The organism is Saccharothrix sp. HUAS TT1, assembly GCF_040744945.1.
Lineage (GTDB): Bacteria > Actinomycetota > Actinomycetes > Mycobacteriales > Pseudonocardiaceae > Actinosynnema.
This window is the reverse complement of the sequence record NZ_CP160453.1, coordinates 322179-345260: the sequence shown is the minus strand read 5'-3', so window position 1 is coordinate 345260 and position 23082 is coordinate 322179. Positions and strand designations below refer to the sequence as shown.

Annotated in this window: 24 protein-coding genes; 12 read left to right on the top strand and 12 right to left on the bottom strand. The window is 73.2% G+C overall.

Annotation, left to right across the window (positions count from 1 at the left end; genetic code table 11):
* The first annotated feature begins 89 nt into the window (after positions 1-89).
* Entirely contained in the window at positions 90-665 is a 576-nt protein-coding gene (locus tag AB0F89_RS01690) for a hypothetical protein (RefSeq protein ID WP_367131849.1), read from the top strand.
* A gap of 85 nt (positions 666-750) precedes the next feature.
* Positions 751-1674, top strand: a complete 924-nt coding sequence (locus AB0F89_RS01685) for a hypothetical protein (protein ID WP_367131847.1) — start codon at positions 751-753, stop codon at positions 1672-1674.
* 15 nt (positions 1675-1689) lie between these two features.
* On the opposite strand, the gene AB0F89_RS01680 is transcribed toward AB0F89_RS01685, so the two are convergent.
* Positions 1690-3090 carry an endonuclease NucS domain-containing protein gene (locus AB0F89_RS01680; RefSeq protein WP_367131845.1) on the bottom strand — a complete coding sequence of 467 codons (1401 nt, stop codon included), beginning with the start codon at positions 3088-3090 and terminating at the stop codon, positions 1690-1692.
* A 138-nt stretch (positions 3091-3228) separates the two neighbouring features.
* Here AB0F89_RS01680 and AB0F89_RS01675 point away from each other — a divergent pair, with 138 nt between their 5' ends.
* On the top strand, positions 3229-3594 hold the full coding sequence (locus AB0F89_RS01675; RefSeq protein ID WP_367131843.1) for an STAS domain-containing protein: 366 nt from the start codon (positions 3229-3231) through the stop codon (positions 3592-3594).
* 52 nt (positions 3595-3646) lie between these two features.
* Here AB0F89_RS01675 and AB0F89_RS01670 read toward each other — a convergent pair whose 3' ends face one another.
* The 5 genes from AB0F89_RS01670 to AB0F89_RS01650 form a co-directional block, all read right to left on the bottom strand.
* A complete protein-coding gene (locus AB0F89_RS01670; RefSeq protein WP_367131842.1) occupies positions 3647-4330 on the bottom strand; it encodes a dihydrofolate reductase family protein in 684 nt (227 codons plus the stop codon).
* A gap of 100 nt (positions 4331-4430) precedes the next feature.
* Positions 4431-5678: an RNA polymerase sigma factor gene (locus AB0F89_RS01665; protein WP_367131840.1), complete on the bottom strand. Its 1248-nt coding sequence runs from the start codon at positions 5676-5678 to the stop codon at positions 4431-4433.
* Between the two features lie 10 nt (positions 5679-5688).
* Positions 5689-6048: a YciI family protein gene (locus AB0F89_RS01660; RefSeq protein ID WP_367131838.1), complete on the bottom strand. Its 360-nt coding sequence runs from the start codon at positions 6046-6048 to the stop codon at positions 5689-5691.
* Between the two features lie 19 nt (positions 6049-6067).
* Positions 6068-7207: a hypothetical protein gene (locus tag AB0F89_RS01655; protein ID WP_367131836.1), complete on the bottom strand. Its 1140-nt coding sequence runs from the start codon at positions 7205-7207 to the stop codon at positions 6068-6070.
* Entirely contained in the window at positions 7204-7527 is a 324-nt protein-coding gene (locus tag AB0F89_RS01650) for a PadR family transcriptional regulator (RefSeq protein WP_367131834.1), read from the bottom strand. The genes AB0F89_RS01655 and AB0F89_RS01650 overlap by 4 nt, the downstream gene beginning before the upstream one ends.
* 82 nt (positions 7528-7609) lie before the next feature.
* On the opposite strand from AB0F89_RS01650, the gene AB0F89_RS01645 reads away from it, so the two are divergent.
* Positions 7610-8299 (top strand): hypothetical protein, encoded by a 690-nt coding sequence (locus AB0F89_RS01645; RefSeq protein ID WP_367131832.1) that lies wholly within the window; start codon positions 7610-7612, stop codon positions 8297-8299.
* Between the two features lie 40 nt (positions 8300-8339).
* Here the strand turns inward: AB0F89_RS01645 and AB0F89_RS01640 are convergent, their stop codons facing one another.
* Both AB0F89_RS01640 and AB0F89_RS01635 read right to left on the bottom strand, forming a co-directional pair.
* On the bottom strand, positions 8340-9860 hold the full coding sequence (locus AB0F89_RS01640; protein WP_367131831.1) for an arabinogalactan endo-beta-1,4-galactanase: 1521 nt from the start codon (positions 9858-9860) through the stop codon (positions 8340-8342).
* On the bottom strand, positions 9857-11917 hold the full coding sequence (locus AB0F89_RS01635) for a beta-galactosidase (RefSeq protein WP_367131829.1): 2061 nt from the start codon (positions 11915-11917) through the stop codon (positions 9857-9859). Before AB0F89_RS01635 ends, AB0F89_RS01640 begins: the two co-directional genes overlap by 4 nt.
* Positions 11918-12085: 168 nt before the next feature.
* Here AB0F89_RS01635 and AB0F89_RS01630 point away from each other — a divergent pair, with 168 nt between their 5' ends.
* Genes AB0F89_RS01630 through AB0F89_RS01615 form a run of 4 tightly spaced genes read left to right on the top strand, consistent with a single transcriptional unit; the run spans position 12086 to position 16166 of the window.
* On the top strand, positions 12086-13369 hold the full coding sequence (locus AB0F89_RS01630; RefSeq protein WP_367131827.1) for an ABC transporter substrate-binding protein: 1284 nt from the start codon (positions 12086-12088) through the stop codon (positions 13367-13369).
* Positions 13370-13373: 4 nt separating this feature from the next.
* On the top strand, positions 13374-14303 hold the full coding sequence (locus AB0F89_RS01625) for a carbohydrate ABC transporter permease (protein ID WP_367131825.1): 930 nt from the start codon (positions 13374-13376) through the stop codon (positions 14301-14303).
* Entirely contained in the window at positions 14300-15136 is an 837-nt protein-coding gene (locus AB0F89_RS01620) for a carbohydrate ABC transporter permease (RefSeq protein ID WP_367131823.1), read from the top strand. Before AB0F89_RS01625 ends, AB0F89_RS01620 begins: the two co-directional genes overlap by 4 nt.
* Before the next feature lie 7 nt (positions 15137-15143).
* Positions 15144-16166 carry a LacI family DNA-binding transcriptional regulator gene (locus tag AB0F89_RS01615; protein ID WP_367131821.1) on the top strand — a complete coding sequence of 341 codons (1023 nt, stop codon included), beginning with the start codon at positions 15144-15146 and terminating at the stop codon, positions 16164-16166.
* Positions 16167-16184: 18 nt separating this feature from the next.
* Here AB0F89_RS01615 and AB0F89_RS01610 read toward each other — a convergent pair whose 3' ends face one another.
* Together AB0F89_RS01610 and AB0F89_RS01605 are read right to left on the bottom strand one after the other, a co-directional pair.
* Positions 16185-17324 (bottom strand): hypothetical protein, encoded by a 1140-nt coding sequence (locus tag AB0F89_RS01610; protein ID WP_367131819.1) that lies wholly within the window; start codon positions 17322-17324, stop codon positions 16185-16187.
* A gap of 347 nt (positions 17325-17671) precedes the next feature.
* A complete protein-coding gene (locus tag AB0F89_RS01605; protein ID WP_367131817.1) occupies positions 17672-18295 on the bottom strand; it encodes a GTP cyclohydrolase II in 624 nt (207 codons plus the stop codon).
* Positions 18296-18384: 89 nt separating this feature from the next.
* Between AB0F89_RS01605 and AB0F89_RS01600 the strand changes: the two genes are divergently transcribed.
* From AB0F89_RS01600 to AB0F89_RS01585, 4 genes are read left to right on the top strand one after another with little or no spacing between them, the layout of a single operon-like run.
* Positions 18385-18783: a 6-pyruvoyl tetrahydropterin synthase family protein gene (locus tag AB0F89_RS01600; protein ID WP_367138650.1), complete on the top strand. Its 399-nt coding sequence runs from the start codon at positions 18385-18387 to the stop codon at positions 18781-18783.
* Positions 18780-19799: a glycosyltransferase family 4 protein gene (locus AB0F89_RS01595; protein WP_367131815.1), complete on the top strand. Its 1020-nt coding sequence runs from the start codon at positions 18780-18782 to the stop codon at positions 19797-19799. Before AB0F89_RS01600 ends, AB0F89_RS01595 begins: the two co-directional genes overlap by 4 nt.
* Positions 19796-20575, top strand: coding sequence for a class I SAM-dependent methyltransferase (locus AB0F89_RS01590; protein WP_367131813.1), 780 nt, complete (start codon positions 19796-19798; stop codon positions 20573-20575). The genes AB0F89_RS01595 and AB0F89_RS01590 overlap by 4 nt, the downstream gene beginning before the upstream one ends.
* Before the next feature lie 19 nt (positions 20576-20594).
* Positions 20595-21512, top strand: a complete 918-nt coding sequence (locus AB0F89_RS01585; RefSeq protein ID WP_367131811.1) for a lysylphosphatidylglycerol synthase transmembrane domain-containing protein — start codon at positions 20595-20597, stop codon at positions 21510-21512.
* Here the strand turns inward: AB0F89_RS01585 and AB0F89_RS01580 are convergent.
* Together AB0F89_RS01580 and AB0F89_RS01575 are read right to left on the bottom strand one after the other, a co-directional pair.
* On the bottom strand, positions 21435-22124 hold the full coding sequence (locus AB0F89_RS01580; protein ID WP_367131809.1) for a creatininase family protein: 690 nt from the start codon (positions 22122-22124) through the stop codon (positions 21435-21437). The two genes, AB0F89_RS01585 and AB0F89_RS01580, sit on opposite strands and share 78 nt — an antisense overlap.
* On the bottom strand, positions 22111-23076 hold the full coding sequence (locus AB0F89_RS01575; RefSeq protein WP_367131807.1) for a zinc-binding alcohol dehydrogenase: 966 nt from the start codon (positions 23074-23076) through the stop codon (positions 22111-22113). The genes AB0F89_RS01580 and AB0F89_RS01575 overlap by 14 nt, the downstream gene beginning before the upstream one ends.
* Positions 23077-23082 lie beyond the last annotated feature (6 nt).

The following is a 23082-nucleotide window of genomic DNA, read 5'->3' as shown; positions in this document are numbered from 1 at the left end:
TGTGTCGGAATCCGCCCGTGATCCACCGCCGGTAGACAAGCACCGGCCAGGCTCCGCCCTGTCCGCAGAAGTGTGCGAAGGAGGAGCCGATGGGATCGGACGTGCTGCCGTGCTACCTGGTGTGCGACGTGTCGCTCTCGATGACCGACCACCTGGACGAGGTGAACGCGGGACTCCGGGAGTTCCGGGGCGCCGTCCACGCCGACCCGTCGGCGGCGGCGCGGATCAGGGTCTGCGTGATCGGGTTCGCGGCCGTGCCGGCCGTGCTGCAACCGCTGCGGCCCGCGGCGGACCTGACCGGGCTGAGCGGGTCGAGACCCCGGTCGGGGAGCAACTTCGGCGCCGCGTTCGCCCTCCTCCGGGAGACCATCGCGCGGGACGTCCGCGACCTGAAGGCCCGTCGCCTCCTCGTTCACCGCCCGGTCGTCTTCTTCGCCTCCGACGGCCGGCCGACCGACCCGGCGACCTGGCCCGACGCCTTCGCCGCCCTGGTGGACCCCGGCTGGCCACTGCGCCCCGAGGTGGTCGCCTTCGGGCTCGGCGCGGTCGACCGGGGCACGCTCGACCGCATCGGCGCCGCCCGCGTCTTCCTCGGCGCGGACGGCATCCGGTTGGGCACCGCCCTGGCGGTCTCGACGACCGCGCGTCGACCCGACCGCGTCTAGGCATCCACGATCTGCCCACCGCCGGTCCACCGGTCGGTCGCACCCTGTGCGGCAGACATCGTGGAGATCGACGGGGGGTGAGCCGATGAACGCGTACGTGGACCTGGTCCGGGAGCTGAAGTCGCTCCGCAAGGGCCGCGGGGTGCTGGCCGGCCGGATCGGGGACCGGCTCGGCCCGACCCTGCGGGCGACCTGCGGGGTGGCCGAGGGCGACACGCCGGGCGCGATCCGGCGGAAGGTCTCGGCGCGGTTGGAGGAGCTGGCCGGGCTGCTGCCGGTGGACCTGCGGCTGGCCGTGCGGGCGGCGTTCGCGATCGAGGACGAGGCGCGGCTGCCGCTCTACCAGGACCGGGTGCACTGGGCGGCGGTCAGGATGAACCGCGACCCGCGGACGGTCCGCCGCCGGGTGGACGAGGCCATCGACCACCTCGCCGAACTGGCCGCCGACGCCGACCAGCCTTCCGACCAGCCTTCCGGCCAGCCCTCCGACGAGCCGGACGCGTCGCCGGGGGGCTGGCGCACCACCGAGCTGCACGCCGTGCTCACCCTGGACCGGCCACGCCCCGAGGTGATCGAGCGGCACCGGGTCGTCGCCGACGACGGCCTGCGCGAGCTGACCCTGACGCCGCCGCTCACCCTGGACCGGCCCGACCTCGACGTGCGGGTGCTCTACGGCGGCACCCTGGTCGACCGCTCCACCCTGGCACTGCCGACCCCCGTCCCCGCGGGCCGGTCCCACGACTTCGCGGTCCGCTTCCGCCCGCCGTCCGCGCACGTCGTGCGGTCGTGCCTGGTCTACGTGCCGCGGCGCCCGGTGGACCTGCTCGACCTGAGGGTCCGCTTCGGCCGCACGTCCACCCCGCCGCGCGTGTGGGCGCTGGAGGGCGCGCCGGGGTCCGACGAGGACGATCCGGGCCGGCCGCACCCGGTGGACCGGGCCGGTGAGGTGCACCTGGTGTTCCGCCACCTCACGCCCGGGTTGCCCTGCGGGGTGCGGTGGGACGCCTGACGGGCGGTGCGGTGATCAGAACTCGACGACGTGGAACAGGTCGGCCAGTTCTTCGACGTAATTCGAATTGGCGCGGAGGAAGGTGACGATGGGCTCTTCTCCGGGCGGGCCGTCCTCGACTTCGAAGACCTCGCAGAAGAGGCCGTGACGGGTGAGCAGGGCGTCCTCGTGATCGCCGAGCCGGTCGAAGTGGTACAGGTCGAAGTAGGAGTCCAAACCTCCGGGGAATTCATCGCCGATCAGGCGAGCGGGATCCTGCGGACGGGTTTTCCCGTCCCAGCGCAGTCGTCCGGCGTGCAGTTCCGGCTCGGGGCGGTCACCGCGGTGGATGACTACTTCGAGACGTGGGAACGCGTCGGTTCGTCCGGTCCGGGCGAAGTGCAGCAGGGCGGTCGTGAGGTCGCACGGGTTGAACGACCGGATCGAGACGGTGGCCCGACCATCGTGGCCGATCCCGTCCAGCAGGTGGTTGACGCTGGTCCGCCAGGCTTCGTTCGACGCGAAGAAGTCGTCGACGTCGGTCCGGAACTCCGCCCAGGACGGTCGGTGCCGAGGTGAGCCGATCAGGGACGTGGAACGCGAGTGCCGTCCCCGGTCCGAGCGGAGGAGGGCCTGCAAGGCGTCTGCCGGCCAGATCTCCGCTGAAGCGAACCGACCACCGCGGTGGATTTCCCCCACCTCCCACCCGGCCAGGACCTGGCGGAACTTGTCCGGGTACCCGATTTCGGCGGAGTCGGGAACGAGGGCGTCCTGCACCAGGTCGTACAGGCGCTCGACCCTTCGTTCGAGTTTCCGGTCCGGGTTTTCGAGAGAGACCGCCAGGTAGATCGCGTACGAATAGACGACGGAACCCCGGGTGTGATCCAGGTCCACGAAGATGTAATCGTGACAACCGTGTCGCCCGATCAGGTCCGGGATCTTCTCGGCAGCCGAGTCGCGGGCTTCGGCGGACTCGTACAGGAACACGTGGTGCCACGGGGCGATGGCGAGATCCGACGGGTTGTCCAGTGGCGGGACGGTCCGGGTCGCCACGGGGGCGCCGTCGTCGTCCAGGACCAGCTGCTTGCCCTCGGTTTCGCAGTCGGAGACTCGGACGTACTCCGAGAACGGCACCCGCAGCTCGCTCCAGTCCGTGGCGAGGAGCACGCACCTGACCTGGTTCGCGCCGAGGCCGTGCCGGGCCCGGAACAGCGCGGCGTACTTGAACAGCTCGTGGATGGCCTCGCGAGAGGTGGACCGGCTCCGCTTGACCTCGATGATCACGATCTTGCCGAGGCGGTCCCTCGCCAGGATGTCGACGTAGCCCCTGGTGCCGTGCTCGTTCGGCAGGTGGAACTCGTTCCCCAGGTGCGTCAGGCCGGGTTCGACGATGTCCAGGTCGGCGGCGAGGAGGTCCCGGATCCGGCTTTCCCTCACAGCCCACCTCACCCTCGGGCCGGCAATCGTAGCCAGGCACGGCGAGGTGGGGGATGGGCGGGTGCTCGTGACGTGGCCGACTCCCAGTTGGGCACGGGGAGGGCTGCGTTCACCCATCCGGGCAGTCATGATTGACCGGTGAATGCTGCTGACCTGCCCACGCCGGAACTGACCACCGAGACCCGGGGCGACGTGACGATCGTCCGCGCCACCGGGGACATCGACATGTCCAACAGCGACGAGCTGCGCGACGCGTGCGCCGACCTCCTCGACGCCGAGGTGGCGGTGCTGGTGATCGACCTGTCCCAGGTGACGTTCTTCGCCTCCTCCGGCATCGCCGCCCTCGGGCACATCCGCACGCACAACGCGTCGAGACGACCGGTGCACGTGGTGGCCGGGCGCAGCGTCCGCCGTTCGCTGGAGGTCACCGCGATGGACAAGCTCCTGCCGCTGCACGACACCGTGGACGAAGCGCTCGCCGCGGCCCAGGCGGACGTGTCGTGACCGGGCGCCCGCCGACCTCCGCGGCACGGGGTCGGCGGGCGGTCGCGTCCTCTCACTCCCCGCGGCCGCGGTCGTCCAGCACGAGGGGCGCGCGGCCGTCGACGCGGTAGCGGATGTGGGTGGCGTTCGGGGTGGGCAGGACCCTCAGCGGGGTCAGTTCGACGCCCTCCTTCTCGCCCAGGCCCAGGTCGGCGTCGAGCAACCGCAGGCCCGTGCCCAGGACGACCGGCACGACGTGCAGTTCCAGCTCGTCCAGCAGACCTGCGGCGAGCACCTGGCGGACCAGCGTGCCGCCGCCCGCGATGGCGACGTCCTTGCCGCCGGCGACGGCCTTCGCCTGCTCCACCGCGCTCGCGACGCCGTCCGTGACGTAGGTGAAGCTGGTGCCGCCCCGGCGCTCCAGCCGCGGCCGCGGCCGGTGGGTGACCACGAACACCGGAGCGCGGAACGGCGGCTCCTCGCCCCACGGCGCCTCGCCGCCGTCGGCCATGCGCCGGCCCATCACGTACGCGCCGGCGGCGTCGAACGACTCCTGGATGACGTCGGAGTCGACGTCCCGCACGCCGCCGGCGATGCCCTGCCGCTCCCGCCACGCCTGTGCGCCGATCGCCCAGCGGGTGATCCGGAAGAACGCCGCCGCCTCGGCGGACTGCAGCCAGTCGCCCTCGCCGTCGTGGCGCGGTCCGGCGTAGAAGCCGTCGAGGGACACCGACAGCTGGGCGGTCACCTTGGTCATCGCGTTCCTTCCTCCCGGCGAGGCCCGACGGGCTCGCTCGGAGGGGATCGGAGCCGGCGACCGGATTTCTACGTCGCCCCCCAAGATCTTTCCGACTGGTTCAGCCGGTGCCGCAGCGCTCGGCCCGCAGCCGCAGGAACCGCTGCTCGGCGGTGTTGCCGGCCAGGTCGGCGGCCTGCCGGAACGCCTCGCGCGCGGCGTCCGGGTCGCCCGCCCGTTCGAGCAGGTGGGCCCGCACGGCGAGCAGCCGGTGGTTGCCCGCCGGCGCGCCCCGCTCCAGGTCGGCGACGACGTCCAGCGCGGCCCGGGGACCGCGCACCTCGCCGAGCGCGACGGCCCGGTTCAACGCGGCGACCGGGCTGGGCGCGAGGCGTTCCAGCACGTCGTACAGCGCGAGGACCTGCGGCCAGTCGGTCTCCTCGACGCTCGCGGCCTCGCTGTGGACGGCCGCGATGGCCGCCTGCACCTGGTACGGGCCCACCGGGTTGGCGGCCAGGCTGCGGGTGATCAGGGCAGTGCCCTCGGCGATCAGCGCCCGGTCCCACGTCGACCGGTCCTGCTCGGCCAGCGGCACCAGGACGCCGTCGGGCCCGGTGCGGGCCGCGCCGCGGGCCTCGGTCAGCAGCATCAGCGCGAGCAGCCCGGCCGTCTCGCCGGAGTCGGGCAGCCGGTGGTGCAGCCGCCTGGTCAGCCCGATCGCCTGCTCGGTGAGGTCGGGCCGGCGCAGCCGGGGGCCGGCGCTGGCGCTGTAGCCCTCGTTGAACAGCAGGTACAGCACGTGCAGCACGACGGTCAGCGCCGGTCCGCGCTCGTGGTCGGGTGGCAGCTCGAACCGCGCGCCCGCCCCCAGCAGCCGCTGCTTGGCGCGGGAGATCCGCTGGCCCATGGTCTTGTCCGGGACGAGGAACGCGGCGGCGATCTCGGCGGTGGTCAGCCCGGCGACGGCGCGCAGCGTGAGCGCCATCTGGGACGGCGCGGTCAGCGCCGGGTGGCAGCACAGGAACAGCAGCTCCAGCAGGTCGTCGCGCACCGGTTCGGCGTCCGGCGGCGGCGCCAGCAGCGCGTCGCGCGGCACGGCGTCGAACACCGCCCGCTCGCGGCGTTCCCGGGCGGCGTCGGAGCGCACCTGGTCCACGTAGCGGCGGCCGGCCACGGTGGTGAGCCAGCCGAGCGGGTGGTCCGGCACGCCGTCGCGCGACCACGCGCCGGCGGCGTCGACCAGGGCCTCCTGCACCGCGTCCTCGCACCGCGCGAAGTCGCCGTGCCGCCGCACGAGGGCGCCGAGGACCTGCGGCGTCACCGTGCGCAGGAGCTGCGCGATCGGTTCGATCGGTTCGCCGCGGGTCAACGGCCGCTCATCAACGGCTGCCCATCAGCGGCCACACCTCGATGCCGCCGCCCAGGCCCCGGCTGTGGCGCAGGGCGGGGTAGGAGCGGGCGATCTCCAGCGCGCGCTCCTCGCTGTCGACGTCCACGGTGAAGTAGGAGCCGACGTGCTCCTTGGCCTCCAGGTAGGGGCCGTCGGTGACGACCGGCGCGCCGTCGACCACGCGCACCGCGTGCGGGCGCGCCTCCAGGCCCTGGGCGGCGACCAGTTCACCGGAGTCGCGCAGCGCCGCGTTGAACGCGTCGACCTCGGCGACCAGCCGCGCGAACCCCTCCGCGTCGACGCTGTTCCACACCTGCTCGTTGCCGTAGATCAGCATCAGGTACTTCACCGCGGACTCCCCTCGGAGGTCAGCCGGTCGGCGGCGGGGCGGTGGTCGTCACCGCCGGGGTCGTGGTGACGGTAGTCGGCGGCGCGGTGGTGGTGGGCACGGCGGTCGTGGTCGGCACGGCGGTCGTGGTGGTGGTCGGCAAGGTCGGCATGACGACGGTGAACGGGACGCCGGACTCCTCGTGGCAGCCGGTCTCGTCGCGCACGACCCGGGGCCGGGGGTAGCGGTTGTCGTGGCGGTCCTCACCTTCGCAGCCGTACCACGGCGCGTTGAGCGGGCGGCCGTTCTCGTCGTAGAGGTGCACGTCGGTCAGCGGCTTGCCGTCCTTGTCGAACACGTAGACGTTGTCCGGCGCGGAGGGCTGCGGCGCGTACGAGACGGGTGCGCTGAGGGGGTAGCTGTCGAAGCGCGACGCCAGCGAGCCGACGATGTACAGCAGCAAGCCGAGCGCGAAACCGGTCGCGGGCAGGCTGATCCACAGCCAGCGGCGGTCCGCCTTCGCCTTGGGACCGGCGATCAGCGACAGCGCGGCCAGCGCCAGGGTCACCACGACCAGGGCTTCCGACTGGTACCGGTACAGCGCCAGACCTCCCGCGCCGATGAGCAGCGCGCGACCGATCCACCACACCGGCTGGAAGACGCTCAGCGCCGCCAGGGTCTTGCGCAGGTCGGACTTCCCGGCGCGGACCAGCGCGCCCCTGATCGCGACGGTCTCCGGCAGCGCCGCGACCTCGGCGACCAGGCCGCGCTGCCGGAACACCAGCAACGCGCCCACGCCCGCGATGAGGGCGACCAGCAGCGTCAGCTCCTCGCCGTCACCGCCGGTGAGGGCGAAGCCGAACGCCACGACCACACCGGCGACGAGGCTCCACAGCGCGAACCGGGGGACCAGCGCCTGCGGGGTGCTCGTCTGCTTCGGGGCGGAGGGCGGGGGATAGCCGGCGGCCGTGCGCAGCTCCTGGGCGTACGCCTGCGGGGTGCCGAGCCGGTCGACCAGCGTGGCCAGCGAGAAGTCGTCGCCCATCTCCTCGGCGACCTCGGCGACGTGCGCGCCCGCGTCGTCCATGATCTCGGCGACCTCGGCGGCGGGCAGGTCGGCCAGCGCCTCGCGCATCCGGTCCAGGTAGTGCCGGACCTCGGTGTTCGTCTGCGTGTTCATGCACCCTCCCCCAACAGGTCGTCCAACGCCTTCGCGAACGACTTCCAGGTCTGGCCCGACTCGAGCAGCCGCGCGCGGCCCGGCTCGTTGAGGCTGTAGTACTTGCGGTGCGGGCCCTCCTCGCTCGGCACGACGTACGAGGTCAGCAGCCCCGCGTTGTAGAGGCGGCGCAGGGTGCCGTAGACCGAGGCGTCGCCGACGCCGTCCAGGCCGCCCGCGCGCAACCGCCGCAGCACGTCGTAGCCGTACCCGTCGTCCTTGCGCAGCACCGCGAGGACGGCGAGGTCCAGCACCCCCTTGAGCAGTTGACTGGTGTCCATCAGTTCTCCCCGGTGGTCTGCGGTGAATGCTACTACGTAATGCGCAGTACCGCGTGCAAGGGGGTACCGCCATGCTGGTGCGGTGGCGAGCGAGTTCGTGGGGGACCCGTCCTGGGTGCGGGGTCTGGTGTCGTGTGACGACAACGTCCGCCGCAACGCCCTGGAACGGCACCGGGCGTTGATCGAGGGCGCGACGAGCGCCCTGCGCTGGTCCAACGACGTGTGGCGACGCGCGGGGAGGCCCGCCCCGGACGAGCCGCACCTGTCCGCCGAGTGGGACCAGGCCACCGCCTCCCACCGCTACCACGTGGGTCAGACGATCTTCGGCCTGGTCGACTCGCTGTGGGACGACGACTCGGAGGTCCGGGAGCGGCACGCGCCGTTCGTGCTGTTCTACCTGGTGTGGGAAGGGCGTTACCCGGACGACTGGCGTGCGCCCGAGAACAACATGTGGTCGGCGTGGGGCCGCAAGGAGGTGATCCTGCGCAGGATGGGCGAGGCCGGCGTCCCCGAGGCCATCCGGCCGCAGCTGACCGATCTGATCACCGACGTCGTGCGCCGACGGCACCGCTGCAAGGACTGGATGTACGCGGGCCTGGTCCGGCACCTCGGCGAACGGGTCCGCGACCGGATGCGGGAGCTCCTGGACGACGGCGACCCGCTCGTGCGGCTGCGCGCCGAGTTCCTGCTGCACGTCGCGGCGCACCCCGGGGTCAAGGTGTCGCGCAAGAGCTGGCAGCGGTGGTTGGCGGGCGTGGACGCGCCCCGTTGACCTGCGCGGGCCGGGCGCGCCTGCCCGGCCCGCGCAGGCGTCAGCGGGTGAACGCGGTGATCGCGGGCAGCGCCTTGCCCGACCAGTCGAACAACGCCTGGTTGTCCCAGCCGCTGCCGGTCGACGGGTCGTACGGGTCCCAGTTGTTGCCCGGCACGGCGGTCCAGGTCGGCTCCCAGTACACCGCGCCGAGACCCCGGCCGCCCGGCACGGCCTGCACGACGCTCAGCACGTCGCGGAAGTTGGCCAGCTGGCCCTCGGACGTGGCCGGGTAGCCCGGCACCAGGGCGGACGTGTCGCTGAACGCGTTGCCCTCGTGGTCGGCGTTGGCCATGGTGAACGGGTAGGCGGTCTCCACGACCAGGATGTCCCGGTTGTACCGGGGCGCCGCCTCGAACATGGTCCGCTGCAGCTCGCCGAGCGTGCCGTGCCAGTAGCCGTAGTACGACAGGCCGATGACGTCGAACGGCACGCCGCGCGCGACCGCCGAGTCGTACCACCACCGCACGGCGCCGGTGTCGGTGCCCTTGGCGACGTGCAGCACCACCCTGGTGGACGACGAGACCGCCTTCACGGCGTTGGCGCCGCTCTTGAGCAGGGCGGCGAGCCGGTCCCAGTTGTCCGTGGAGCCGTCCGGCCACAGCATGCCGCCGTTGATCTCGTTGCCGACCTGCGCCATGTCCGCCGTGGTGCCCTGCGCCTTGAGGGCGTCGAGCACGTCATAGGTGTGGTCGTAGACGGCCTGCGTCAGCCGCTGGAAGTCGTACGACGCCCACGCCGCCGGCTTGTTCTGCCTGCCCGGGTCGGCCCACGTGTCGGAGTAGTGGAAGTCGACCAGCAGCTGCAGGCCCTGCGCCTTGACCTGCTTCGCCATGGCCAGGACCTTGGCCTTGTCGTTGTAGCCGTCGGCCGGGTTCACCCACACCTTCAACCGGGCCAGGTTCATCCCGTTCGCCTTGAGGATCTGCAGCGCCTCCTGCTGCTGCCCGGCCGCCGTGCGGTACACGGCGCCCACGTCCTCGGCCCTCTTCAACGTCGACACGTCACCGCCGCGGATGGGCAGCGCCGTCTGCCCGGCGGCGAACTGCACGTCGTCGAAGTTGACCCAGTTGCCCGCCCGCGCGTCGGACGACAGCACGACCGTGCACCGGCCGCCGCTCACCGCCGCGGTGACCGCGACCTGGACCCACAGCTCGCCCGCGCTCACCGGCACGTGCGTGCGCTGCTCCGCGCCGCCGCACCCGCGCAGCGCGACGTAGGACTGGACCTGCCCGCCGCCGGAGCGGACCCAGACCCGCGCGGTGAACCGGCCGCTGCCCAGGCCGGTGAGGACCTGGCTGGTCTCGACCCGGTACGCCGACGACGACCAGTGCGACAGCCGCCTGCCTGACCGCCCGCCCGCCTCGGTGAACGACGCGGCGGTCGTGCCGCTCGTCGTCCAGCCGGTCGTGCCGGACTCGAAGCCGCCGTTGGTGATGGTGGACGCGGCTCGGGCCGCCGGCGCCCCGACAGCGGCGACGGCCAAGACCGCCGCGGCCGCGAGCAGTTTCCTGCCTGTCATTCGTCCTCCTCGTTGAGAACTTCCCTGAGCACGGCCACGCCGCCCGCGGGCACGCGCAGCTCGGACGCGCAGTGCCGCCCGGTGAGCAGTTCGGCGCCGGACGCGGCCAGGCGCACCTCGGCGTCGGTGTGGTTGAGCACGAACAGGTAGTCGGCGCCGTCCCCGTGGCGGCGCACCACCTCCACGTCGCGCGGCACGTCGTCGCGCGGTTCGACGCCCGCGGCCGGGTAGACCTCGCGCAGCACCGCGTCGAGGTCCGCGCCGCGCAGCCGGGTCGAGACGTACCAGGCGCTGCCCGCGCCGAGCCGGTGCCTGGTCACCGCCGGACCGCCCGCCGCCGGGCCGTCGACGTAGTCGAGCACGCTCTCCGCGCCGGCCGGCCGGACGTGCTCGGCCCACACGTCGCCGCGCAGCCCGCCGCCCAGCGCGACCTCCTCGCCCCGGCGCAGCGGCAGGAACTCCTCGACCTCCAGGCCGAGCACGTCGCGCAGCGCGCCGGGGTGCCCACCGGGGTGCACGGCGTCGTTGGCGTCCACGATGCCGGAGAAGTACGAGACGACGAGCGTGCCGCCACCGACCACGTAGTCGTGCAGCACCCGTGCGGCGGCCGTCGTCGTCAGGTACAGCGACGGCACGACGACGAGCCGGTAGCCGCTCAGGTCCGCCTCGGGCGCGACGAAGTCGACGGTCAGCTTGGCGTCCCACAACTGCTCGTAGAACGCGCCGACGCGCTCCCGGTAGGACAGGTCCACCGACGGCCGCCAGTCCAGCTCCAGCGCCCACCACGACTCCCAGTCCCACAGCACCGCGACGTCGGACCGCACCGCGCTGCCGCGCACCTCGCGCAGCGCGCCCAGCTCGTCGCCCAGCCGGACGACCTCCCGCCACAGCCGGCTGCGCGTGCCGGAGTGCGGCAGCATCGCCGAGTGGAACTTCTCGGCGCCGAACCGGGACGCGCGCCACTGGAAGAACATCACCGCGTCCGCGCCGCGGGCCACGTGGGCCAGGCTGTTGCGGCGCATCTCGCCCGGCCGCTTGGCCAGGTTGCGCGGCTGCCAGTTCACCGCGCCGGTGGAGTGCTCCATCAGCATCCACGGCCGCCCGCCCGCCACCGCGCGGGTCAGGTCCGCCGACATGGCCAGGTCGACGTGGTTGCGCCTCGCCTCGGCGGTCAGGTAGTGGTCGTTGGCCACCACGTCGACCTCGCGGCCCCACCGCCAGTAGTCGATCGACTTGCAGTTGGTGGTCATGAAGTTCGTGGTGACGGGCGCGGTCGAGTGCTGCCGCAGGACGTCCCGCTCGGCGGTGTAGCAGGCCAGCAGCTCGTCCGAGCAGAACCGGGCGAAGTCCAGCTCGTGCGCCGGGTTGCCGGTGGTGCCCGACCGGCGCGGCGGCTCGACCTCGGCCCACTCGCCGTAGCGCTGGCCCCAGAAGCTGGTGCCCCACGCCTCGTTGAGCGCGGCCAGGTCGCCGTGCCGGGCCCGCAACCAGCGCCGGAACGCCTCGGCCGACCGCGGGCAGTAGCACGCGCCGACCGGTGCGCCGTACTCGTTGTGCACGTGCCACAGCGCGACGGCCGGGTGGTCGCCGTACCGCGCGCCGAGCTGCCGGGTGATGGCGGTGGCGGCCCGGCGGTAGGCGGGCGCGCTGGGGCAGAACGTCGCCCGCGACCCGCGTTCCAGCTCGACGCCGTCCCGGGTGACCGGTCGGATCTCCGGGTGCGCGCGGTAGAGCCACGCGGGCGGCACGACGGTGGGCGTGGCCAGGTTGACCGCGATGCCCGCGCCGCGCAGCAGGTCGAGCAGCCGGTCCAGCCAGCCGAAGTCGTGCTCACCGGGCCGCGGCTCCAGCAGCGCCCACGCGTGGATCGCGACGCTGACCAGGTTCACCCCGGCCTGCCGCATCAGCTCGACGTCCTCGGCCCAGACCTCTTCGGGCCACTGCTCGGGGTTGTAGTCCCCGCCGTAGACGAGCCCGTCCACGCCGACCGGCATCCGTGGTGCGAAGGGGTCCGGCGCGGCCTGGCCGTCGGCTCGGCTGGGCACCACGAACGTCATGAACACTCCAGTGGCTGTGAACGTGCACGGTCACTTCGCAGGTTACGGCCCAGATAAGACCGGGTGTCAAGAGGTTGACAGGCGAGATGAACAGCCAACTACTGTGCACGTTCACAGCGTGGTTCTCGCTGGCAGCGGCGTCAGCGACGCGGAACCCCCGGAGACCTCATGCGACTCGACATCGCGAAGAAGGCCGTGGCACTCGGCCTCGGCCTGGTCCTGCTCGCCGGCTGCGGCGGCGGCGCCGAGCAAGTCGACGGCCCGGTCGAACTGTCCTTCTGGGCGTGGGCGCCCGACATCGACAAGGTCGTCGACAGGTGGAACGCGACCCACCCGGACGCCAAGGTCGTGGTGAGCAAGCAGGCCCAGGGCGACGACCTGGTCACCAAGCTGCTGACCAGCGCGAAGGGCGGCAACCCGCCGGACCTCGCGCAGGTGGAGTTCCAGTCGCTGCCGACCCTGGTCAGCAACGACGTGCTGGCCGACATCTCCGAGGGCGCGGCAGCCGCCGAGGACGAGTTCGCGCCGGGGATCTGGGACCAGGTCACCCTCGGCGGCAGCGGCGTCTACGCCGTGCCCCAGGACTCCGGGCCGATGATGTTCTACTACCGCGCCGACCTGTTCGAGCAGTACGGCCTGCGGGTGCCGACGACCTGGGACGAGTACGCGCGAACCGCCCGTGACCTGCGGGCCAAGGCGCCGGACAAGTTCCTCGGCACGTTCTCGGCCAACGACCCCGGCTGGTTCGCGGGCCTCGTGCAGCAGGCGGGCGGGTCGTGGTGGTCGGTCGACGGCGACACCTGGGAGGTCTCCGTGGACGACGCCGCCACCAGGAAGGTCGCGCAGTACTGGAGCGGCCTGATCGCCGAGGGCGCGGTCGACAAGTCCCCGATGTACACGCCGGAGTGGAACAAGGCGCTCAACGACGGCACGCAGGTCGGCTGGCTCAGCGCCGTGTGGGCGCCGGGCGTGCTCAAGGGCAACGCGGAGAGCACGCTGGGCAAGTGGGCCATGGCCCCGATGCCGCAGTGGGACGCCGCCGCGCCGCGCACCGGCAGCTGGGGCGGCTCCACCACGGCGGTGACCGCGGGGTCGAAGAAGCAGAAGGCGGCGACCGAGTTCGCGGTCTGGTTGAACACCGACCCGGCCGCCGTGGAGGCGCTGGTCACCGTCAGCGGCATCTACCCGGCGGCGACCTCGGCGCAGGAGGCGCAGTCCCGGCCGCCCGCGTTCTTCCCGAACCAGCCGGACTTCTACGCGCGGGCCGCGGCCATCGCCGCCACGTCCTCGGGCTTCACCTGGGGGCCGAACGTGAACGTCACCTACACCGCGTACAAGAACGCGATGGGCGAGGCGATCAGCGGCGGTGCGGACCTGGCGCCCGCGTTGGCGAAGGTGCAGGCCGCCACCGTGGACGACATGAAGGCCAACGGCTTCACGGTCGGCGGCTGAGCCCGTGGCGTCGACACGCGCGCGCCGGCGGGGAGGTGCGGCGCCGAGGCTGGCGCCGTACGCCTTCGTCGCGCCGGCGGTGGTGCTGTTCCTGCTGGTGTTCGCGCTGCCCATCGGCTACACCGTCCACCTGAGCCTGTTCCGGACCGAGGTCGAGGGCCTGGGGCTGGGCAGGGGCAGCCGCACCGAGGTGTTCGTGGGGCTGGACAACTACTGGCGCGCGCTCACCGACTCCGAGCTGGGCGCGGGCGCGTTGCGGGTGCTCGGCTACGGCGCGATCCTGGTGCCGACGATGCTCGGGCTGGCGCTGGTGTTCGCGCTGCTGCTGGACGAGGACCGGGTGCGGGCCCGCGGGTTCGGCCGGATCGCCATCTTCCTGCCGTACGCGATCCCCGGCGTCATCGCGTCGCTGCTGTGGGGGTTCCTGTACCTGCCCGGCACCAGCCCGCTCAACCAGGTGCTGGAGCGGCTGTCGCTGCCCGGCGTCGACCTGCTGTCGCCGACCGGGATCTACTTCGCGCTGGCCAACATCGCGGTGTGGGGCGGCGTCGGCTACAACATGGTCGTCCTCCACACCGCGCTGCGGTCCATCCCGCGCGACCTGTACGAGGCGGCCCGCATCGACGGCTGCACGCCGTGGCAGGTCGCGGTGCGGGTCAAGATCCCGCTGCTGGCGCCCGCCCTCGTGCTGACGTCGCTGTTCTCGGTCATCGCGACGCTCCAGGTGTTCGCCGAGCCGACCACGCTGGCGCCGCTGACCAATTCGCTCTCGCTCACCTGGACGCCGTTGATGAAGGTCTACCAGGACGCGTTCGGCCGCGGCGACCTCTACTCCGCCGCCGCCACGTCGGTGCTGATCGCCCTGGTGATGTTCGCGATCTCGTTCGGCCTGCTGCGGGTGACGCGGTCGCGGGCGTTCGGGGGTGAGCGGTGAGGAGGTCGCCGCTGGGCCCGTTCCCGACGTTCGTGCTGCTGCTGGGCGCGGCTTACTGCCTGTTCCCGGTGGCGTGGGTGCTGGTCGCGGCGACGAAGAGCAGCGGCGAGCTGTTCTCCACGTCGACGTTCTCGCTCGGCTCGTCGCTGGTGGCGAACCTCGGTGAGCTGCACGCGTACCGCGACGGCGTGTTCTGGCAGTGGGTGGCGAACTCCGCCCTGTACGCGGGGGTGGGCGCGCTGCTGTCCGCGGCGCTGTCCGGCGTCACCGGGTACGCGCTGGCCAAGTACGCGTTCCGGGGCCGGGCGCTGATCTTCAACGCGTTGATCGCGGGCGTGCTGGTGCCCGCCGTGGTGCTGGCCATCCCGCAGTACCTGCTGCTGGCCGAGGTCGGGCTGACCGACACCTACCTGTCCGTGCTGCTGCCGAGCGTGATCAGCCCGTACGGCATCTACCTGGCCCGGATCTACGCGGCGGCGTCCGTGCCGGAGGACGTGGTCGAGGCGGCCCGGACGGACGGCGCGGGCGAGGCGCGCATCCTGGGCTCCATCGCGCTGCCGATGATGCTCCCCGGCCTGGTCACCGTGTTCCTGTTCCAGTTCGTGTCCATCTGGAACAACTTCATGCTGCCCCACATCATGCTCGGCGACGACGGGAAGTTCCCGGTCACGCTGGGCCTGTACACGATGCTCAAGCAGGGCAACACCACGCCCGCGCTGTACACGCTGGTCGTCACCGGCTCCCTGGTGTCGGTGCTGCCTCTGATCGCGCTGTTCCTCACGTTGCAGCGATACTGGCGCATCGACTTGCTCTCCGGAGCGGTGAAAGCATGAGGGAGCCATGAGCGTCGAGCGCAGCAAGGCGGCGCGGAACCGGCCGACCATCCACGACGTGGCCGCCGCCGCGGGCGTGTCGCGCGGCACGGTGTCGCGCGCGCTCAACGGCGGCCGCAACGTCAGCCCGGCCGCGCTGCAGGCCGTGCTGAAGGCGGTCCGGACCACCGGCTACGTCGCCAACCCGGCCGCGCGGAGCCTGGTGACGCAGCGGGCGCACTCGGTGGCGTTCGTGCTCACCGAGCCGCAGCAGCGGCTGTTCGAGGACCCGAACTTCAGCATCCTGCTCCAGGGCTGCACGCAGGAGCTGGCCGAGGTGGACGTGCCCGTGCTGCTGATGACCGCCAGCACCGAGGTGGAGCGCAAGCGGACCAGCCGGTTCATCGCCGCGGGCCACGTGGACGGCGTGCTGCTGGTGTCGTCGCACACCGGCAACCCGCTGCTGGAGGAGCTGCGCGACTCGGGCATCCCCGTGGTGGCCTGCGGCAAGCCGATCGGGCACGAGGGCCAGGTGGCGTACGCGGCGGCCGACGACCGCTCCGGCGCGCGGCTGATGGTGGAGCACCTGCGGTCGCGCGGTCGGCGGCGGATCGCCACCATCACCGGTCCGCCGGACACCCCCGGCGGTGTCGAACGGCTCGCCGGGTACCGGGACGTGCTGGGGGCGGGCGCCACGGCGGACCTGATCGCGCACGGCGACTACAGCCGGGCGGGCGGTGAGGCGGCGATGGCGTCGCTGCTGGCGCGGTCGCCGGACCTGGACGCGGTGTTCGTGGCGTCCGACCTGATGGCGGCGGGCGCGCTGAACGTGCTGCACGACTCGGGCCGGCGCGTGCCGGAGGACGTCGCGGTGGGCGGGTTCGACGACTCCAGCATCGCCACCTCCACCCGACCGGCGCTGACCACCGTGCGCCAACCGTTCCAGCGCATCACCCGCGAGATGGTCCGGCTGCTGCTGGACCAGATCCGCGGCGAGCCGCCGGCGGCGTCGATCCTGCCGACCGAGCTGGTCGTGCGCGCTTCGACCTGAGGGTCCCCGCCAAGCCGGTCAGCGGCGGAACCGCGATTCCAGCGCGTGGCGGCGGGCGGTGACGTCGTGCGGGTCGTCGCCGTGGACCAGGAGTTGCAGGGTGCTCAGCACGACCGGGCTGTCGGTGCGGGTGCTGTCGTGGCCGGACGTGACGAGCACGCCGCCCGCGGCCAGCGCGGTGCGCAGGTCGGTGAGCAGGTCGGCCAGCGGGGCGGCGGCGGTCAGCTTCACGGACTCGGCGTGCCCGGCCAGCGCGTCGGGCCGGACGGACCGCAGCGCGAGCAGCGGGATGGAGCCGCTGGTGATCCGGAAGTTCAGGTCGAGCATGACCAGCTGCCCGTCCAGGGTCTCGGCGCAGTCCAGGCTGCACAGGCCGCGGTAGCCGACGTCGGCGGCGCGCTGGGTGATCGCCAGGCACTCCGCGAGCAGGTCCGCCGGCGGCTGGTCGACCAGGCCGAACAGCCCGCCGACGTAGACGCCGGTCACGTCGACGCGTTGTTCGGTGACGGCGAGCAGGCGGGCCACCGCGTCCGGGCCGACGTAGAGCTGCACGCCCCAGTTGCGCGCGAGGCGCAGGTACTCCTCGACCACGAACTCGCCGAGCACGTCGGTGAACGCCGGGAGCGCGACCGGTTCACCCGCCTCGTGCAGGTACACGTCGAGGCTGGCGCCGTGGGCGTCGTTCGTCGCGGCCTTGAGGACCCACGACTTCTCCGCCGGTGTCGCGTCGGCGAGGTCGTCGCGGGTGACGACGCTGCGCCGGGCGTGGAAGCGGGGTGCGACGAACGTGCTGATGGTGGCCTTGTTGTTCAGGTAGCCGACGAGGTGCGCGGTCTTGACCACGCGCTCGTCCGGGCACAGCGCGGTCGGCTGCGGGTACTCCATCGCCAGCAGCAGGCCGTCGGCCATCGCCTCGGTGACGCGGGCGGCGAACCCGGCTTCGTCGCGGAACTCGCGCAGGTCGTCGCCGACGGGCAGGCCGCCGTCCCGCAGCTGCGCCAGCAGCGCCGGGTCCGTGCCGCCCGCGCTGCAGATCACCGGGGTGTCACCGGCGACGGCGATCGGCCGGGCGGAGAGCGCGTCGACGGTGTGCCGGTGCCGGTCCTCGGTGGTGTCGGCGGCCGGGCGCGCGCAGACGGCGACGCCGGGGCCGTACACGTCGGTGAGCGCGCGAGGTGCGCCGACGGCCGGTGGCAGCGGGGTGGAGATGCTGATGGCGTGCTCCCGTGGGGGGTGAGTCGGGACGGCAACGCACGCCACACGGTGGTGTGGACGTCATGCCGCGAGGACCGCGTGGTGCGGGGTGGGACTGGAGAGCGGTGTCGCCCCGGCCGGTGCTCGACAGCCTGATCCGCGAACCGCGGGCGAACAGCCCGGATCCGGGCTGTGTGACCTCAGAGTGCCACGACTTCGCCGTCTCACCCAATCGCCACCCCCAATGGCCCAACCCCCGCGCGCGGGCAGCGGCCCCCGGTGGCCGCCTTCCGACGGGTCTTCCCCCGGGGTCACTCCGCCGCGAACACCTCCACCTGCGGCAGGTCGTGGCCGAGCCGGTCGCGCTTGGCGGTCAGGTAGCCGATGTTGTGGGGGTTCGGCGGCATCAGGTGGGGGACCCGGGCGGTCACCGCGATCCCGTTGTCCTCCAACGCCTCGACCTTGTCCGGGTTGTTGGACAGCAACCGCACCGACGTGACGCCCAGGTGCTTCAGGACGCGGGCGGCCGGCGCGTAGTCGCGCACGTCGACCGGCAGGCCGAGGGTGGTCGCCGAGTCGAGCGTGTCCAGGCCCTGCTCGTCCTGGAGCACGTGGGTGCGCACCTTGGCCACCAGGCCGATGCCGCGCCCCTCGTGGCCGCGCAGGTAGACCAGGACGCCGCCGCCCTCGGCGACGATCCGGTCCAGCGCCGCGTCCAGCTGGTCGCCGCACTCGCAGCGCATCGCGCCGAAGATGTCACCGGTCATGCACTCCGAGTGCACGCGCACCAGCACGTCGTCACGCAGGTCCGAACCGTGGACCAGCGCCATGTGCTCGTGCCCGTCCGCCCGGAACGCCACCGCCCGGAACGTGCCGCGACGGGTCACCAGGTCCGACTCCGCCACGTCCTCGTCCTTGAAGGCTTCCTCGTGCACCCTGCCCCCTCGTCACGCGACACCCGGTCGGGAGTTCACTACGCTCGGCCGGACCTGCACGGTAACTCGCGCACTCGGCGGAGGTCACCCTGTTCAGCATCACCGTTCGCGACCACGTGATGGTCGCCCACAGCTTCCGCGGCGAGGTCTTCGGCCCGGCGCAACGCCTGCACGGCGCGACGTTCGTGGTGGACGCCCGGTTCAAGCGGGACGGTCTGGACGCCGACAACATCGTGGTCGACATCGGACTGGCGACCGAGCGGCTGCGCGCCGTCCTCGGCGACCTGAACTACCGCAACCTGGACGACGAGCCCGCGTTCGCCGGGGTCAACACGTCGACCGAGTTCCTGGCCAAGCACATCGCCGACCGGCTCGCGGACGACGTGCACGCGGGCGCCTTGGGCGAAGGCGCGCGGGGGTTGGCGGGCATCGAGGTCACGCTGCACGAGTCGCACGTGGCGTGGGCGAGCTACGAACGCGCGTTGTGACCCTCCACTTCGTCCTGCCCGGCGGGGTGGACGACCCGGCGTCGCCGAGCGGCGGCAACGTCTACGACCGCAGGGTGGTCGACGGCCTGCGCTCGGCGGGCGTGCCGGTGCGCGAGGTCGTGGTCCCCGGCGACTGGCCGCGGCCGGACGAGCGCGCCCGCGCGGAGCTGGGCCGGGCGTTGGCGGGGATCGGCGACGACGCGGTCGTGCTGCTGGACGGGCTGGTGGCGTGCGGTGTGCCCGAGGTCGTCGTGCCGCACGCCGGTCGGCTGCGGCTGGTCGTGCTGGTGCACCTGCCGCTGGCCGACGAGACCGGCCTGCCGCCCGCCGTCGCGGCCCGGCTGGACGCCGCCGAGCGGGAGTGCCTGCGCGCCGCGCGCGCGGTCGTGGCGACGAGCCCGCGGGCGGCGCGGGAGCTGGCCGACCGCCACGGGTTGCCGGAGGTGCGCGTCGTCGTGCCCGGCGTCGACCCGGCGCCGCTCGCCACCGGCACGGACGGCGCGTCCCGGTTGCTGTGCGTCGCCTCGGTGACGCCGCGCAAGGGGCACGACGTGCTGCTGGCGGCGTTGGCCGAGGTCGCCGACCTGCCGTGGACGTGCGCGTTCGTCGGCCCGGTGCGAACACCGGCGCGGACGCAGGTGGAGGAGTTGGTCGACCGCAGTGGGTTGCGTGACCGGATCGAGCTGGTCGGGCCCCTGACGGGTGCGGCGCTGGACCGCGCGTACGCGACCGCCGACCTGTTCGTGCTGGCGTCGCGGGCCGAGACCTACGGCATGGTCGTGACCGAGGCGTTGGCGCGCGGCGTGCCGGTGATCGCGAGTTCGGCGCCGGACGCGCTCGGCGGCGGCGGGCTGCTGCTGCCCGCCGGTGACGTGCCGGCGTTCGCGCGGGCGCTGCGGCGGTGGCTGACCGACGACGGGTGGCGGCGCGACCTGCGCGGGCGCGCGCTGTCCCGTCGCCGTGAACTGTCCACTTGGGACGAAACGGCGGCGGCGCTGGCTAGTCTTCGGCCATGAGCACCTTCGCACCGGAATGGCTGTCACTGCGCGAGAAGGCCGACGCGGAGGCCCGCGCGCTCGACCTGGTGGACCGGCTCGACGAGATCGATCTGAACCGGACACCCCTCGTCGTGCGTGATCTCGGGTGTGGGACGGGATCGATGGGTCGGTGGCTCTCCGGGCGGTTGGGCGGACGGCAGCGCTGGGTGCTGCACGACCGCGACCCCCGGCTGCTCAGCATCGCGGCGGCGACCATGACCGGGGTCGCGATCGAGACCCGGGAGGGCGACCTGACCGGGCTGACCGCCGCCGACCTGGCCGGGACGTCGCTGGTCACGGCGTCCGCGCTGCTCGACCTGCTGACCGCGGACGAGGTGGACGGGCTGGCCGCCGCGTGCGTCGGGGCGGGTTGTCCGGCGCTGCTCACGCTGTCGGTGGCGGGGCGGGTCGAGTTCGACCCGGCCGAGCCGGTGGACGCCGAGTTCGAGGCCGCGTTCAACGCGCACCAGCGGCGGGTGGTGGGCGGTCGGCGGCTGCTCGGGCCGGACGCGGCGCAGGTCGCGGTGGCGGCGTTCGAACGGCGGGGCGCGGCGGTGACGACCAGCCCGAGCCCGTGGCGGCTGGGCCCGGACCAGGCGGCGCTGGCGGGCGAGTGGCTGCGCGGGTGGGTGGCTGCGGCCGTCGAGCAGGAGCCCCGGTTGGCCGGCGAGGCGCCCGGTTACCTGCGGCGCAAGCTGGACGGCGGGCCGCGGGTCGTGGTGCACCACACGGACCTGCTGGCGGTGCCGCGGTGAAGCGGCCGGAGGTCTCCCGGTGACCCGCGTGTGGCCCTGGCTGCGGTTGCTGGGCGCGGTCGGCATTCTGGTGGCGCTGGCCGTTCGCCTGGGCGCGGACGCGTTCGTGGCCGGTCTCCGTTCGGTGACCGGCTGGTCGGTCGCCGCCGCCCTGGGCATCGGCCTGCTGACCACCGCGGCGAGCGCCTGGCGGTGGTGCGTCATCGCCCGCCGCCTCGGGCTGCCGCTCACCCTGGGCGCCGCTGTCTCCGACTACTACCGCGGCCTGCTGCTCAACGCCGTGCTGCCCGCGGGCGTCCTCGGTGACGTCCACCGGGCGGTGAGCCACGGTCGGCAGGCCGGCGACCTCGGGCGCGGTGTGCGGGCGGTGGTGTTCGAGCGGGCCGCGGGCCAGGTCGTGCTGGTCGCCGCGGTGCTGCTCACCCAGCCCGTGCCGCTCGACGTCCCCGGGTCGCCGGTGCTGCTCGTCGCCTTGGCGCTCCCGGTCGCCTGCCTCTCGCCGAGGGTCCGCCGGGTCCTGCGGACGACGTGGGCCGACGCCCGCGCCGGCCTGCTGCACCACCGGGTCCTGCCGAGGGTGGTGCTGCTGTCGGTGGTGGCGCTGGCCGGGCACGTCGCCCTGTTCCTGGTCGCCGCGAGGGCCGCCGGCGTGACCGCGCCGACCGCCCGGCTCGTCCCGCTGCTGCTCCTCGCGCTGCTGGTGATGGCCGTCCCGCTGAACGTCGGCGGCTTCGGGCCGCGGGAGGCTTTCCTGGCGGTGGCGTTCGGCGCGGCCGGGCTCGGCGCCGCCCAAGGGCTCACCACCGGCGTCGTCTACGGCGTGCTGGCGCTGATCAGCAGCCTGCCCGGCGTCCTCGCGCTACGACCGCAGCACCGCCAGGTACGGCCCGAACGCCTCGACCAGCGCCGCGATCACGTCCCGGCCCTTGTCGGCTGACGCCAGCGACGGCCGCCCGACCACCCCCGTCGACGTGTACGGCGCGAGCCCGAGCGTGAGCAGGTGCGGCCGGTCGTCGGCCAGGTGGTCGCCGGTCTCGTAGCCGTCCCGCACCAGCTCGGGGTGGGCGTGCAGGAGGATCGACGTCTCCAGCTCGCCCGCGTGCATGTCGCCGCGGGACGTCGTCCCCAGCCCGGCGGCGGTCCGCGCGGCGGCCCAGTCGCCGCTGCCGGGGAACAACGCCATCCCCTCCGACTCCTGCACCACGTTCGACAGCACGTAGTTGCCGCCGTGCCCGCTGACCAGCACCAGGTTCGGCACGCCGGACCGGCGCAGCGAGTCGGCGACGTCCAGCACCACCGAGTGCAGCGTCCGCGCCGAGATGCTGACCGTGCCCGGCCAGGCCGCGTGCTCGTGCGAGCACGAGATCGCGATCGGCGGCAGCAGCTGCACCGGGTGGGCGCGGGCGATCGCCCCGGCGATCGTGCAGGCGACGACCGTGTCGGTGGCCAGCGGCAGGTGCGGGCCGTGCTGCTCGTGGCTGCCGACCGGCAGCACCGCCACGGTCGCCGCGCGCTCGCGCACGTCTTCGGTGGTGTCAGGCAGGTACATGCCCGGCACCGTAGTCAACGCGGTGGCACAGCGGCGGCAGCTGCCCCGCCAGCACCGACGGCAGGTCGTCGAACCGGCTCTCCCCGGTGATCAGCGCGTCGAACACGGGGTCGGCGAGCAGGTCCAGCGCCAGCGCCATCCGCTCGGAGTAGGTGCGGTCCGGCCGCGCGACCACGCCCACCTGGCTGCCGCGCACCCGCAGCCGGCGGGAGTGGAAGAACTCGCCCAGCGGCACCGAGACCCGCCGGTCGCCGTACCAGCTCAGCTCCAGCACCTGCCCCTCCGGCGCGAGCAGCGCCAGCGACCCGGCCAGCCCCGCCTCGCTCGCGCTCGCGTGCACCACGAGGTCGCAGCCGCCCACGGCGTCGTCCGGCAGCGCGAAGTCGACGCCGAGCGCGGCGGCCACCGACGCGCGTTCCGGGTCGGCGTCGACCAGTTGCAGCCGCACGCCGGGGAACCGGGCCAGCAGGGCGGCCACGGCGCACCCGACCATCCCGCCGCCGATGACCGCGATCCGGTCGCCGACCATCGGCTTGGCGTCCCACAGGGCGTTGACCGCCGTCTCCACCGTCCCGGCGAGCACGGCCCGGGCCGCGGGCACCGAGTCGGGCACGGGCGTCACGGCGTCGGCCGGGACCACGTAGTGCGTCTGGTGTGGATAGAGGCAGAACACCGCGCGGCCGAGCAGCGGACCGCGCTCCACCACGCCGACGTTCAGGTAGCCGTACTTGACCGGCCACGGGAAGTCGCCCTCCTGGAACGGCGCCCGCATCAGGTCGTGCTGGCTCTCCGGCACACCACCGCGCAGGACCAGGCTCTCCGTGCCGCGGCTGATGCCCGAGAACAGGGTCCGGACCAGCACGTCACCGGGTCCGGGCTCGGGCAGCTCGACGGGTCGGATCGCACTTCTCCCGGCTGAGGTGAACCAAAGGGCCCTCGCGGTGCGTGTCACTTGTCA